Raw genomic sequence first — 13553 nt, 5'->3', positions numbered from 1 at the left:
TCTACGGTTTGATTTTGGTTGCATTTCTCATTGTGCTCAAAATGCCTAAAAAAAAGAAATAGTTTTATATAATATTTAATTAATATTACTGGTTGTATACTCTAATATTATGAGAATACTATTACTTGAAGATGACCAGATTTTATGCGATAGCCTGAAAGAGTTCCTGGAACTGGAAGGGTATCATATAGATGTGGCACATCGCGGACCCGAAGTATTTGACCTTACGTTTACCCACAAGTATGACCTGTACATTTTAGATGTGAATGTACCCGAGGTCGATGGGTTTGATGTGCTCTCAGCACTCAAAGATGCTGGAGATGAAACACCTGCGATTTATATCACTGCACTTACTGACATCAACTCCATCTCCAAAGGTTTTGCTATAGGAGCGGAAGACTATATCAAAAAACCTTTTGACCCCGAAGAACTGCTGATACGCATTAAACGAAAATACCAACAAGAGGATGAACTGCTTTCTCTGAATGATATTACGTATAATCCGGTGACAAGAGTACTGCAAAAAGCAGGACAAACCATAGGTCTTGGCGAGGTACAGCAAAATATTTTTCATGCATTGATGACATCACAAAATAAAATTGTAGAGAGTTACAGACTGATGGATTTTTTAGAACAGCCTACCGCCAACGCGCTACGTGTAAATCTTGCAAAATTAAAGAATAAATTAGGCATAGAGATCAAAAATATACGTGGGAAGGGGTATATGATTGAAAAGGTATGAGCGTGAATCATTTTTCAAAAGTTTTTTGATATTCCTGATACTTTTAGAGGTATTGCTGGCGATTAATTTTTGGAATGAATATCAAATTAAAAAGGTAGAGATAGAAGATAAAATCCATATAGAGATGAAACTGTGTGCCTTTTCCTTACAGTGTGCAGGACTCACCACAGACTTTGTGGACAAGGATGAAAACAAAGAAGAAAACATTCTGTATCAGGATGGTGGTTTTTATAGCTATTTCAAGGTGCCGACATCGGAAAAGTATTTGATGAAAGTCATGTACTCAAAAGAAAATTATATACTAAGGGTGGAAAAGTTGGCCAATAAACTGTATGGAAAGTTTTTGTTCTACTCTGTCTTCGCTGCATTTGTTTCTCTTCTTTTCTCTATCTATTCACTGATGCCACTGCAAAGAGCACTTCGCATCAATGAAGAGTTCGTCAAAGATATTCTTCATGACTTCAATACACCTATCAGTTCTATGCTTATCAACTTAAAAATTTTTAAAAGAGAGATAGGGGACAATCAAAAAATACGGAGACTTGAAAACAACATCCAAAGTATCCTCTCCTTACAGGATAATCTGCGTATTTTTCTCAAGGGGGTTCCGGCACAATCAGAAAGATTTTCACTGAAAGAGCTGGTACAGGACCGGGTACATTACTTTGAAGTACTCTACCCTGATGTGCAATATAAGATGACTATAGATAAAACGGTCTTAGAGACAAACAAAGATGCGTTTACCCGTATTTTGGACAACCTTTTAAGCAATGCCGGTAAATATAACAGTGCCAATGGGGAGGTAAATATTGTATTGCAAGGGAGCAGTTTAACGATACAGGACACAGGAAAGGGTATCAAACATCCTTCCAAAGTGTTTGATAGATATTATAAAGAACAGGACAGAGGTATAGGGATAGGATTGCACATTGTGAAAAAACTGTGTGATGAGTTAACCGTACCTATCAAGATACACAGTAAGAAAAATAAAGGGACAAAGATCGAATTGAATCTTTACAATGTGCTCTTTACCAAATAGTTGGCAGTGAACCTATTGATTTTTCTGTTTCTCCTTGATGAGTGACAGGATACGTTTTTTGTATTTTGGGTCTTTGTTGATCTTGTAGGCAGCGATGAGATCTTCAAGCGATCCTTCATGGAAGAGTTTTTCCTCTTGTAAGAATTTTTTTCTTCTTTTTAATAGCGTGTATTGACGGGCTGAGAGTGAACCTCTCGTCTCCTTTTGTGAAAGATACGCAGACAATGCATCAAGAGGTGCCTCATGTAAATAATACGTATAGATCTCCTCTCGTGTTTTGATCTGCAGTTTTTGGGCGATGATCTGCAACTGTGCCAATTGTTTGCGTGTGCGGGCCCGTTTTTCATAGCGTCTATAATACGCATAGATCAGCTGTTTTGGCAGCTTTGTTTGAATACTTTTGACCCCATCGGCATTGTATCTTTTAATGGCCTGTTGGTAGAGGTCCTGGAGATGTGAATAGTCTTGAACTTCAACCAAAAGTGTTTTGACCCCTTTGTATCTTCTCGGAGCCACAGATGCGATCACCCCCACAGCATATAAAGAATCCACGGGCGCAAATCCCTGGCGCTTCAAACTTTTAAGGACATCGCTATAGCTTGTCTTTGGATCGGTGTGCAGCGTAAGTGCAGTTTGTTCCGGTTTGCTGAGATTGTAGAGTATATATTCGTTTTTACGATGCAGCAGTATGCCAAGGTGCTTCTTTTTTTTATCATAAAGATAGAGGTATTTCTGATCCTCTTTGATCGTTTCCAATTCGGTTCTTGTGAAGTATGCACGGTGGTGTTTCATATAGGGCGTATACTCTACCACAGTGACTTTATTGATCTCCCCCGGAACATACAGTCTGCTCAAAGAACAGCCGCTCAGTAGTACTAAGAAGAAGAACAAGACAACTGTACGCATAGATATATCCTGAAGGTTTTTTCTATAAGTATAATGCGTATAAGTTAATACATGGCTAATGCAATCTTAACAAATCGTTACCTTCTTCGTAAGAATGCTTTTATCTTCTCAGCGACACGCTCTGCTTTCGTCCCCAATACCACTTGGACACTGCGTCTATCCGGACGAATGACACCTTTTGCACCTAAACGTATCAGGGCATCATCACTAAGCAACGAGCTATCATGTACCTGCATACGCAATCTGGTGATACATGCATCGGTATGAATAATATTTTCTTCCCCTCCCAAAGCAGCAATAAATGCTTTCGTCTCCTCATCCGATTCGACTGTTTGCTCTTCTATCATCTCTTCAAAGATATTGAGTTTAAAGCGTTTGATCGTGTAGTAGGAAGTGACAAAATAGAGAAGTGAGAACACTGCTCCCAAAGGGAGGAGAAGCAGTGGGTTTGTAGCAAGTTTATAGTTGATCACGTAATCTATGAAGCCTGCCGAAAACCCGAATCCTGCATGAATGTCCAACATCTGTGCCGTTGCCAGTGCCAGACCGGTCAGTAGTGCATGTAAAACAAAGAGCGGAGGGGCCACGAACAAAAAGAGGAACTCCAGAGGCTCTGTGATCCCTGTGAGAAATGAGGTAAAGGCCACACCCGCCAAAATAGCTCCGACTTTTTTACGGTGGCGTTTCGGGGTATTCAGGTAGATGGCATAGGCCATGGCAGGCAGACCGAACATCATGATGAGATAAAACCCAGACATATAGACCCCTGCAGTTTTATCACCGGCAAAAAAACGATGGAGGTCCCCATTGGCCACCACTTCCACGCCCTCTTTGAGATAGGTGTACTCCCCCAGCTGGAACCAGAACACAGAATTGAGTATATGGTGCAGTCCCAAAGGGATAAGCAGACGGTTGAGTGTGCCGTAGATGAAGGTCCCTGTCTCATGCAATCCTATGATGGTATTTGAAAATGCATCGATACCGCTTTGCGCAAAGTGCCAGAAGTATCCGGCAAGCACACCGACGCCTATGGCAGCAACAGCAGTAACGATAGGTACAAAACGTTTCCCCCCAAAGAAGCCTAAAAATTCCGGCAGTTTGATGTCATGATAGCGGTTATAGAGTGTACCGGCAAGTACACCGATGATGATACCTACAAAGACACCCATGTTCACCTCTTTGTCAATACTGAGATAGACTGCTTTGGCGATAAGTACTCCTATCGCACCTGAGAGTGCTGCGGCACCATCATTGTTCTTAGCCAGTCCATAGGCAATTCCTATACCAAAAAGGAGATCAAGATGAGAAAAGATCGCCTCTCCCGCACTCTTCATGATCAGGGCTATTTGGCCGTCAAAGATATCACCAAAACCCAAACGAAGCAGAAGTGCAGCCACAGGGAGGACTGCAATAGGGGTCATCAGTGCCTTCCCTATGCGTTGAAGTAAATTAAACATCTCTTATCTCCTCTTTTGTTTGTGCGATACTTTTGGGTGAAACACTGAGCGTCTCCATCCCTAGGTTTAAAAGTTTGGGTATGGCATGTTTGTTTGCCGCCAGTTCACCGCAGATACTGACCGGTTTGGTTGCGGTATCAAGAATGAGCTCAATGGCAGAAAACAGTGCCGGCGAGAGTTCATCCGCTTTGAGCAGCGGATGGGTCCGCTCAATGGCAAAAAGATACTGTGTAAGGTCATTGGTACCGATGGAGTAGAAATCTACGACATCATTCAATGATTCCAGTAAGAAAAGTACCGACGGCACTTCTATCATCATGCCAAATTGAAGGTGTGAAATGTCAAGTTGGTATTTTCGGGCTACATGCTGTGCAAAGGATTTTGTTTGCATGAACTCTTCCACAGAGCTGATCATAGGGAACATGATCTTGATAGGTTTATCTCCTGCAGCCAGGAAGATCGCATGTAGTTGTTCTTCCAGAATTTCAGGATGTATACGGAATAGACGTACACCGCGTACACCTAAAAAAGGGTTGTTCTCAGCAGGTAGATGGATATAAGGCAGGGCTTTGTCTCCGCCTACATCCAAAGTACGTACCGTGATATCTACAAAGAGTTCAAAGATCTCTTTGTAGGCTTTTTGCTGTGTTTCTAAAGAGGGTTTGACCTCCTTAAATAAGAATTCTGAACGCAAAAGACCTATCCCTTCCGCCCCCTCTTCTTTAGCTGCTTTTGCTGTGCTTAGATCTGCTACATTGGCAAACACTTTGATAGGTCTGCCTTTTTGTGTGATGGCCGCTTCAAAACGTTTTGTAGCAGAGAGTGCTTTTTGTACATTCGCTTGTTCCAACTGTTCCCTTGCTTTTTGCAGATCATGAGCACTGGGGGCTTGAACGATCACGCCAGCCTGTGCATCGAGTATGACACTCTCTCCTTCGGCATAGTCTTGGGTGTCTGCAATAAGAGAACAGATGCCCGCAGCACGGAGTAAAATAGCTGTATGTGAGTGAATAGAAGTCTCTTTTAAGATCACCCCTCCAACGTTTGTTTGCTGCAGCTGGTCTATTTCGCTGGGGAGCAGATCCTTGCATAGTAATATAAAAGGTTTGTCCGGGAAAGAGACCTGTATCTCCAGTCCCAAATGTTTTTTGACACGTTGAAGTATATCTTGATAATCACTTATTTTGGCATCCAGTTTGGTGCCTGCAAGGTTTCTGGACTCCTCTTCAACTTTTTCCTCAAGTTCACTCAAAGTGTGACAGTGTGTACCCAGAGAGATCAGAAGTTCTTTTTGTGCAAGGTAGATAGAGGCATTTTCATCCTTTTCTTTGTCGTGATACAGTGTTTCCAGTTCCTCTATACTTTTAGAGAGAGCGGCATTAAAGTCCATCTCGCTTTGATGCTGTACCTCTGTCGTATGATAGGTGTAGGCAGGAGCAATGGCAATACCCTCAGAAATGATCTCTCCTTCTATGACAGAACCTTCATAACTGTATGTGGTTTTGTCTATCTGTTTGATCTCTTTGTCATTTTGCATCAGTGTTATAAAAAGACGTTGCAGTGCCTCAAGGGCTTCATCTGCCTTTCTGCCTTGCACAACCAGTGTGAAAGTATCTCCTTTTTCCAAAGAGAGTGAAAGTAAGGTATTGACACTTTTGCTGTCGACACTTTTGTTGTTAAAGGTCGCAGTGATCTGACAGGAGAATGATTTGGCCAACGAAGCAAATTGTGCAACGGGTCTGAGATGAAATCCGTTATTTGAGGTGACGGTAAGTTGTACAGAGAGAGGTTTCGAGAAGAGGTTTTTAAACAGGAACATCGTTTATTTTGTATCTTTTGAACAGACAGGTTCAGCCATGACTATAGAAAATGTTGGAGTCATTGTCAAGGCTGTATCCATCTGCTCTCCTTTTTTGCACGTTGAATGTATTACTCAAAGTATAGCAAATATTTGTTATACTCAAATTATTAACTATGAGGAACACATATTGAAATACCTTATTGACTTTATTGAAACAAAAGATGTGAAGAAGACATTGATCTTTGAACATTTGAAATGTACGATAGAAGAAGCATCTTTAGTCCAGTATATCTGTAAACGTTACGTGGCAGGGCTGGAAGAAGTCTCTGTGCTGGAGATGCTGCAGGAGAATTTTTCATCAGAGGGGTATGTCTATCTGGAAAAACTCGGATTGGTCAAAAATCTTTTGGACCTGGGATGGATGATCCAAGTGAGTTTCGGGCAGGTCAAAGCACATGAAGCATCCACGCTGGAACTGCTCAGTACTTCTGTGACACCAAGTATCTCTCTGTTGCGTCTGCTGGAAGAGGGGTCATTGGAGATCTTCCTCCCGGAAGTCAAACCGTACACGGACCACCTCGAGTATCTTCAGGATCAGTTTGACATGGTGTCGCTTTTACATAAGATCGCTACATTCAAACAGGGCTTTGCAGACAATTCACTGAGTATAGGACGATTGAAAAATAAATTGACACTTTTGACAACGCGTATAGAAGAGCGTGTCAAAATGACAGAAACACCTATCGTTGTCGAAGAGTTCTTTAAAGAAAAAGAGCTGGATGAAAAAGAAAAAAGGATATTCCTGGCACTGCTTAAAGAAGAGTACAGCGGAGGAGAAGGACAATTCAGGGATATGAACACGCTGATAGAGCTCATCAGTTTTGACGAGTACGAAAAGATAAAGAACCGTGCGCTGCTCGAAGATGGAGCAAAACTCATCTCGGAGGATATCATCGATTATGAAGAGATACTGAATATGTTTGGTGGGGTAAGCCGTTCTTTTTATCTGCAAGAAGAGGTGATGCAGCGTATCATACATCCTAAAAAAAGCAAAAAGGTCACCAAGCTCAAGTTGGATGCACTGGTACAGGAACAAGAGCTTTTCGAGTACCTAAAACCTACAACCACTCTAGATGATGTGGTACTGCATCCTAAGACAAGAGAGACATTACAAAACGTTGTCAAACAGGTTGACAAAGAGGTGTTTAAAAAGCTCAGAGAGTGGGGGATCAAAGACAAACGTAAAGGTATTGATGCACGTATCATTTTCTACGGTCCCGCAGGAACAGGGAAAACAATGACCGCGATGAGTCTGGCTAAAACACTCAAGCGCCCCATACTCTCATTTGACTGTTCCAAGATCCTCTCTATGTATGTAGGGGAGAGTGAAAAGAATGTACGTAGGATATTTGATGATTTTAAAGAGTTGCGTACCAAAGCAAAAGTAGATCCTATCTTACTGCTCAATGAAGCCGATCAATTTTTGAGTGCAAGAAGCGAAGGGACAGGAAGTTCGGCAGATAAAATGCATAACCAAATGCAAAATATCTTTCTCGAACAGATAGAAAAATTTGACGGTATACTGATCGCTACGACCAATTTGCTGGGTAACATCGATAAAGCGTTTTCAAGGCGTTTCAATTACAAGATCGAATTTAAAAAACCGGGGAGAAAACAGCGTCTCAGATTGTGGCAGTTCATGCTTCCCGAAAATGCGGATTATGAAGAGGGATTTGATATGGCAGAACTTTCCAAATACGAACTCACCGGCGGTCAGATCAATCTTATCATCAAAAACACAGCCTATAAAGTAGCGGTACGTGAAGAGAGTGTATTTGGCAATCAGGACTTCCTTGAAGAGATCGAGAAAGAGCTTGGTTCGAGCTTTGAAGGGGCAAAAAGTATGGGCTTTAAAGTTTAAACACCAGTAGCCTGATTTGTCTTCATCCTGACATACGGAAACAAATATATGATCACTTGTCATATTAATATATTGGGTAGGAGATTTATACTTGAAAAGTCCCCTGAAGTAAAAGAAATAAAGCTTCCTGAAGAGTTAAATGAACAACTAGATAATTTTAAAGATTCCAATGAAAATTCTATTAAAATATTCACTAAGTCACATTGCTAAAAAGTTTTAGAATTACAGTAGGGAGACGGTTAGTCGTACTATTTGACTAAATCTGCACCTGCACCGATCAGTTTGATGATCCCGCCTTTGACATTCAGCGGGGTAAAGCCGTTCTTTTCTAATATGCGTGAGGCAGTCACACTTCTGCTTCCCGTTCTGCAATAGACAATGATCTTTTTATCTTTATCTTGTTTGAGCATTCCCAGATTTTGACTGAGTGCCTGTACGGGAATGAGTGTCGCATCTCTGAGGTGGCCGCTTTTATACTCCTCTATGGTTCTTACATCAAGCAGTGTTACGTTATCGTCATTTTCCAGCAGATAGATGGCCTGTTTGGCATCGATGGATTCAAAGTTGGCAAATATCCACCCTTTTGAGTAGGCAAACCAAAAAACCAGGCCTGCCATGGCGATCCAGTAGAGTACATTCATAGGGTTTTTAAAAAGAGTCACCTTGTCTTTCCTTATAGTTATTATAATTTTATTTGATATTGTAGCGCTATTTTCTTTATGCATCGTTACATCTCGTTACATACTAAAGCGTAATCATAGGTAGGATTGAGCACTCCCAAAATCTTTTAATCATCTTTTAGATAATATGAAGCTAATATTCTAAAGGAATTTCTCTACTGGAAAAAGCAGGTGAAAACTTAAGCCTAAAGTGCACTTCAGTGAGAGGAATTGAAAACGGGCTTTGCTTGTTTTCAAAGAGAATTTATGAAATTAAAGGGATTAACATGACTCATGTAATTACAGAACATCCGTATTTCGGTGTATTTGTTTTATTCGCGTTGACAGCAGTGGCGTTCCCGGCAACGCTATGGGCTGCACGTTTCGTTAGTAGAAAATTTGCAAGACTGGATACGGAAAGATTAAAATTAAGTATATACGAATGTGGACCAGAGGTGACCAAACAGCCTAACACCATTTCTGCACAGTTTTACCTGATAGCACTTTTGTTTATCTTGTTCGATGTAGAGATCATCTTTATGTTCCCTTGGGCAATCGACTTTAAATTACTTGGTTGGTTCGGTTTTGCTGAGATGATACTATTTATCTTACTACTTACGATTGGTTTCGTATATGCATGGAAAAAAGGAGCACTTGAATGGCACAGCATCAAGTAAACTACGCCAGCTCAGCTGGCTTACCGATAGCACTGACTTCGGTAGACAAACTCGTAAACTGGGGGCGTTCAAATTCACTTTGGCCGCTCACATATGGACTCGCATGTTGTGCGATCGAAATGATGGCATCGGGAGCATCCCGTTATGACTTCGATAGAATGGGAACGATCTTTAGGGCATCTCCAAGACAGGCAGATGTGATGATCCTCGCGGGAACACTCTCTAAAAAGCACTCTGAGTTCGCCAGAAGACTCTATGACCAAATGACAGAGCCTAAATGGGTGATCTCAATGGGGTCATGTGCAAATACCGGCGGTATGTTCAACACGTATGCCACTGTACAAGGGGTGGACCGTATCATCCCTGTAGATATTTATCTTCCAGGATGTGCACCGAGACCTGAAACACTTCAGTATGCACTGATGATGCTTCAAAAGAAGATCCGTAAAGAGTCTGCAGACATGAAGAAGAACACAAAACAAGACTTAACCAATCAAACGGGTAAAAGAGCGAGGTTGATCTAATGAGAAAATACGTACCAAAAGACAACGTTCAGGGAAAAGCATACTATACAGATAGATTTTGGGTGGCACCGCGTGTACCTAGAAGTGAAGTAGAAGATGCACATTTTGCTTCAGTAGTTGAAGCATTGGGAGAACAAGCAAAAGAGTCTTATGTAGAATTAGGACAGCTTGTCGTACACATCGATGCGACCAATAATTTTGCTGTACTTAAAACACTGAAAGAAGCATGTGGATATACACAATGCTCTGAGCAATCAGCGGTAGACTATTTGGCAAAAGACGGAGAGTTTGAGCTTTTTTACCAGCTTCTGAATGTCAATGAAGCCAAAAGAGTAAGAGTGGTATGCCGTATTAAACAGGGTGAAGCGATCGAGAGCATTGTACCTCTTTTCAGATCTGCGAACTTTGCAGAGCGTGAAATGTATGATATGTTCGGGATCAAAGTGAACAATCATCCGTTCCTTAAACGTATCATTATGCCTGATGACTGGGAAGGGCATCCATTGCTTAAAACCTATCCTTTACATGGAGATGAGTTCGCTTCATGGTATGAAGTCGATAAGATCTTCGGAAAAGAGTATAGAGATATCATCGGACCGGAAAACAGAGATCCTGCAAAAGTAGACAGACACGACACAAAACGTTTCTCAAGAATAGGATATGAAGTACCGTTCGGTGCAGATATTTCTGAAGGTGAAAAAGAACAAGACATTGAATATAGTGAAACATTCTTAGTGAACTATAACAAAAAATCGTCTAAGAAATTAGACGAAAGAAAATAGGGGAGCCGATGCAAGTAGCAAATAAATTAACACCATTTTTTGAGAACCTCAATTTTGAGCGTGAAGACAATACTATGGTTATCAACTTTGGTCCTCAGCACCCTTCGGCGCACGGTCAGTTAAGACTTGTACTCGAACTCGACGGTGAACAGGTTGTTAAAGCCTATCCGGATATCGGTTACCTTCACAGAGGTATCGAGAAGATGGCAGAGAACATGACATATAATGAATTCTTGCCAACGACAGACAGACTTGACTATATCGCTTCAACTTCAAACAACTATGCCTATGCATTGGCAGTAGAAAAACTTCTTGGTATCGAGGCACCAAGAAGAGCACAGGTCATTAGAACCATGTTGCTTGAACTCAATCGTGTTATCTCACACCTCTTCTTTATCGCAACACATGCTTTGGATGTCGGTGCGATGTCAGTCTTCCTTTATGCATTCCGTGAACGTGAATTTGCCATGGATCTCATGGAAGACTATTGTGGTGCCAGATTGACACACTCTGCAGTACGTATCGGTGGTGTGCCACTAGATCTGCCTGCAGGCTGGCTTGAAAATATCGCAGCATTCTGTGACAAAGTAGACTATGAAGTAGAACATACCTATGAGGCACTGCTTACAGAAAACCGTATCTGGAAAATGCGTTTGGAAGATGTAGGGGTCATCTCTGCTGAAGATGCACTTTCATGGGGATGTACAGGTCCTATGCTTAGAGGTTCCGGCGTGAAGTACGATATCAGAAAAGAAGAGCCGTATGAACTCTATTCAGAGCTTGACTTTGATGTTCCTGTGAGTGAAAGATGTGACTCTTATGGAAGGTATAGACTCTATATGGAAGAGATCAGACAATCCACAAGGATCATCAGGCAGCTCATTCCTATGTATGCAGAGACAGAGCCACAATTGATGGCACATTCACCACAGTATATCTCAGCACCGAAAGAAGAGATCATGACGCAAAACTATGCATTGATGCAGCATTTTGTACTGGTCACTCAAGGTATGAGACCACCTAAAGGTGAAGTCTATAGCCCGACTGAATCCCCAAAAGGTGAACTTGGTTTCTACATCAAGTCAGAAGGTGAACCATATGCCTACAGATTGAAGTGTAGAGCACCGAGTTTCTTCCATACCGGGTTGCTTCAAGAGATTCTGGTTGGTACATACATTGCAGACGTCGTTACGATTATTGGTTCTACCAACATCGTATTCGGTGAAGTTGACAGATAAGGAGAGACCATGAAAAGATACGATTTAAGACATTTAAAAGACGATTTCTATGACAGAATGGTTGAGCTTATTGATCAGGGATTGAAAGTAGGAGAAGTAGGTATTTTCCTTTTTGAAGTAGGGGATTACACTTCTATCCAAAAGTCTGCAGATGTCATAAAGGCTACTGGCCATGACTTGATGAATTCTCTTAAGTTCAATGAAGTGGACTGGACGATCGTCGTCAAAAAAGTAGATGAAGCGACAAAGCAGGAGAGAGCTGCAAAGATGGAGGCTGAAAAAGCTGAAGCCCAAGCAGAAGAGACTGAAGAAGAAAAGGCCGAATAGAACCCTGTTATTTTATAAATAGCATCTTTACTTTTGTGAAGATGTTATATGATCCTACTATCCATATCCTTCAACATAAAATATCAATCAAACTATACTGTATAATATTGTTAAGTGGAAAATTAAAAGTTTGCGTATGTACTCTAAAAAAGTCTTGAAGTAAGTATATATGCATACTATGCTCAATAAAGAGCACAGTATCGTGGATTTATTTTAGTTTAGATGCGATATTTTTTACTGCATCACTCGCATGGTTGAATGCAAGTGCAATACTACCTTGATCGGTTACAACGTCACCGATCGTGTAAAGACCTTCTACATTGGTCTCAAATGTTGACTCATTGTATACAGGTACATCCCACTCACCAGTTTTTACACCAGAGTTTACAAGGATATCTTTTGGAGTCGTTCCCCCGAGTGCATAGACAGCCCTGTCATACTCACCAGTCGAACCATCAGTAAAGTTTACTTGGATTTTACCAGAGGCTGAAGGCTCTACGCTCTCAACATCTACACCCATTTTGTTAACAATTTTACCATTGTCAAGATACTTTGTACACATTTCAGTATTGATTGGGTTCATACGTGTGATCTCTGCTTTTCGGTAGTTAAGTGTTACCACACAATCTTCCATACCTTCCAACTCTACTAGACCATAAGCATACTCACCTGCAGTGTCACCACCACCAACAATCATGACGTGCTCACCGTTTTGAACTTTTGAAAGGTTGAAGTTAAGAACATCTTTAAGCTCTCTAGGGAACTTATATTTAGGTTTGTTTGGTTTACCCATACGACCCACTGAAAGGATAACGTTTCTAGCTTTCAACGTTTCCATCGCTTCATCTACACCGTCAGTACCATAAATAATTGAGAAAAGACCATCTTTACCTTTTTCAACTCTCATGATCTCATGGTTATACTCAAATTTGTCAAGTACGCCAGCATCAGTCAGTTTTTTATCCATTTGCTCAATGTACTCTTCTTTAGAACACTCTTCAAAAGTAACGTTACCAGTAAATTCAAATTTGATACCCATCCAGTCTTTATCTACACGTTTACCTTTTTTGTAAAACTTGTGGATCATATCATTGTGGTGAGGCGCCTTGTCAATGACAACAATGTTCTCAATACCAGCCAGTTTTGCTTCGATAGCAGCTGCCATACCGCCAGGCCCTGCACCGATAATCGCGATGTCTACTATTTTTCCGTTTTCATGAATCATGTGTTTACCCTTATAAAACTTTATTTTGATATGAATTGTAACATAGACAATTAAGAAAAGCTCTATATGGAATTTATAATTTTCATAAGTTGTACTACGATGTGAGTATATGTAACAATAGAAACGGGAATAAGGCAGTAAAAAATGGCTCTATGAATCGTGAATGAGTCATTTTAACACAGAACTTTGTTTTTTAATTTGTTTTCTAATACAATCTTGACAAGCATTTTGAAGCAGAGACAATAGGGTAGTATT

13 protein-coding genes are annotated in these 13553 nt (G+C 40.9%); 8 read left to right on the top strand and 5 right to left on the bottom strand.

The genetic code is table 11. The features are described 5' to 3' along the window. The first annotated feature begins 109 nt into the window (after window positions 1–109). Both LDM98_RS07735 and LDM98_RS07730 read left to right on the top strand, forming a co-directional pair. Complete coding sequence (locus LDM98_RS07735) at window positions 110–742, top strand: response regulator transcription factor (protein WP_223898841.1); 633 nt, start codon at window positions 110–112, stop codon at window positions 740–742. Continuing rightward, entirely contained in the window at window positions 729–1781 is a 1053-nt protein-coding gene (locus LDM98_RS07730; RefSeq protein WP_223898839.1) for a HAMP domain-containing sensor histidine kinase, read from the top strand. The genes LDM98_RS07735 and LDM98_RS07730 overlap by 14 nt, the downstream gene beginning before the upstream one ends. A gap of 12 nt (window positions 1782–1793) precedes the next feature. Here LDM98_RS07730 and LDM98_RS07725 read toward each other — a convergent pair whose 3' ends face one another. From LDM98_RS07725 to LDM98_RS07715, 3 genes are all read right to left on the bottom strand, one after another. Next, on the bottom strand, window positions 1794–2687 hold the full coding sequence (locus LDM98_RS07725; RefSeq protein ID WP_223898837.1) for a hypothetical protein: 894 nt from the start codon (window positions 2685–2687) through the stop codon (window positions 1794–1796). Window positions 2688–2764: 77 nt separating this feature from the next. Continuing rightward, window positions 2765–4144, bottom strand: coding sequence for a PTS transporter subunit EIIC (locus LDM98_RS07720; protein ID WP_223898835.1), 1380 nt, complete (start codon window positions 4142–4144; stop codon window positions 2765–2767). Beyond that, on the bottom strand, window positions 4137–5963 hold the full coding sequence (locus LDM98_RS07715) for an HPr family phosphocarrier protein (protein ID WP_223898834.1): 1827 nt from the start codon (window positions 5961–5963) through the stop codon (window positions 4137–4139). The genes LDM98_RS07720 and LDM98_RS07715 overlap by 8 nt, the downstream gene beginning before the upstream one ends. 169 nt (window positions 5964–6132) lie before the next feature. Between LDM98_RS07715 and LDM98_RS07710 the strand changes: the two genes are divergently transcribed. Continuing rightward, window positions 6133–7866: an ATP-binding protein gene (locus tag LDM98_RS07710; RefSeq protein WP_223898833.1), complete on the top strand. Its 1734-nt coding sequence runs from the start codon at window positions 6133–6135 to the stop codon at window positions 7864–7866. Window positions 7867–8114: 248 nt separating this feature from the next. On the opposite strand, the gene LDM98_RS07705 is transcribed toward LDM98_RS07710, so the two are convergent. Beyond that, window positions 8115–8528 carry a rhodanese-like domain-containing protein gene (locus LDM98_RS07705; RefSeq protein ID WP_223898832.1) on the bottom strand — a complete coding sequence of 138 codons (414 nt, stop codon included), beginning with the start codon at window positions 8526–8528 and terminating at the stop codon, window positions 8115–8117. Between the two features lie 284 nt (window positions 8529–8812). On the opposite strand from LDM98_RS07705, the gene LDM98_RS07700 reads away from it, so the two are divergent. The 5 genes from LDM98_RS07700 to LDM98_RS07680 are packed head-to-tail and all read left to right on the top strand — an operon-like array spanning window position 8813 to window position 12073. Then, window positions 8813–9202 carry an NAD(P)H-quinone oxidoreductase subunit 3 gene (locus LDM98_RS07700; protein WP_223891825.1) on the top strand — a complete coding sequence of 130 codons (390 nt, stop codon included), beginning with the start codon at window positions 8813–8815 and terminating at the stop codon, window positions 9200–9202. Next, complete coding sequence (locus LDM98_RS07695; RefSeq protein ID WP_008244697.1) at window positions 9184–9726, top strand: NADH-quinone oxidoreductase subunit B family protein; 543 nt, start codon at window positions 9184–9186, stop codon at window positions 9724–9726. Before LDM98_RS07700 ends, LDM98_RS07695 begins: the two co-directional genes overlap by 19 nt. Then, complete coding sequence (locus tag LDM98_RS07690; protein ID WP_223898831.1) at window positions 9726–10508, top strand: NADH-quinone oxidoreductase subunit C; 783 nt, start codon at window positions 9726–9728, stop codon at window positions 10506–10508. Before LDM98_RS07695 ends, LDM98_RS07690 begins: the two co-directional genes overlap by 1 nt. Window positions 10509–10516: 8 nt before the next feature. Next, on the top strand, window positions 10517–11746 hold the full coding sequence (gene nuoD / locus LDM98_RS07685; protein ID WP_223898830.1) for an NADH dehydrogenase (quinone) subunit D: 1230 nt from the start codon (window positions 10517–10519) through the stop codon (window positions 11744–11746). A 9-nt stretch (window positions 11747–11755) separates the two neighbouring features. Further along, window positions 11756–12073, top strand: a complete 318-nt coding sequence (locus tag LDM98_RS07680; RefSeq protein ID WP_223898829.1) for an NADH-ubiquinone oxidoreductase subunit E family protein — start codon at window positions 11756–11758, stop codon at window positions 12071–12073. A 208-nt stretch (window positions 12074–12281) separates the two neighbouring features. Here LDM98_RS07680 and LDM98_RS07675 read toward each other — a convergent pair whose 3' ends face one another. Continuing rightward, the gene (locus tag LDM98_RS07675) at window positions 12282–13298 is read right to left on the bottom strand and encodes an NAD(P)-binding domain-containing protein (protein ID WP_223898827.1); all 1017 of its coding nucleotides are present in this window, start codon (window positions 13296–13298) and stop codon (window positions 12282–12284) included. Between the last annotated feature and the right edge of the window lie 255 nt (window positions 13299–13553).

The organism is Sulfurovum sp. TSL1 (assembly GCF_019972135.1).
Lineage (GTDB): Bacteria > Campylobacterota > Campylobacteria > Campylobacterales > Sulfurovaceae > Sulfurovum.
This window is presented reverse-complemented; position numbering and strand designations above follow the sequence as displayed.